We start from the raw sequence: 625 nt of genomic DNA, 5'->3' as shown, positions 1-625 counted from the left end.
ACGGTGGGCCTTTGGACAGGAAGGTGCAGATCGGCTGATTGAGACCGTTGAGTGTGGTGCCGACATGCACCAGACCTTCGTGAACCTCCAGCGCGCGCACATCGCGATCGTTGAACATCGCGTCGGTGCGGATCTTGATGTAGTCGGCGCCCGCTGCGGCGTCAGCAACAATGCCGTCGGACTCGAACACGCGAATGGTTTCCTCGGCCTCACCGAAGACTTTGTTCAAACGGGTCTGCAGCAAGTGCACCGCGTCTTTGGCGGTAAGGATTTTCGGCTCATCCTTCAAGTCGCCACGGCCATCGATGTTGTTCAGGTAGTCGGACATCATCAGGCCGAGGTCAGCCAGCGTCGGGTCACCGGCGTGGAACGCATCGGACGCAGCGCCGTACAGCTCTTGCGAGATCAGGCCGAAATCCTCGGTGCCGCGCGCTTCGAGCATGCGCACCACCATGCGGTATTCCTTGCACATGCGCCGCATGATCTGCCCGACCGGGTTGAACTGACCGAGCTGGCGGGTGATGTCGCGCTCGATATTCTGGAATTCCAGTTTGACCTTGCTCGAATCGAAACTCAGCGGCCGATTGAGGTAATAGTCGCGATCCACCGCCGGCATTTCCTTGCC

1 protein-coding gene is annotated in these 625 nt (G+C 59.7%); it reads right to left on the bottom strand.

Translation table 11 applies throughout. From position 1 onward, the window contains the following. Positions 1 to 625 (bottom strand): tyrosine/phenylalanine carboxypeptidase domain-containing protein (locus tag BK660_RS31375; protein WP_123436446.1); only part of this gene is annotated, 625 nt, incomplete at both ends.

The sequence above is a fragment of the Pseudomonas brassicacearum genome (assembly GCF_003732265.1).
GTDB classification, from domain to species: domain Bacteria; phylum Pseudomonadota; class Gammaproteobacteria; order Pseudomonadales; family Pseudomonadaceae; genus Aquipseudomonas; species Aquipseudomonas brassicacearum_D.
This window is presented reverse-complemented; position numbering and strand designations above follow the sequence as displayed.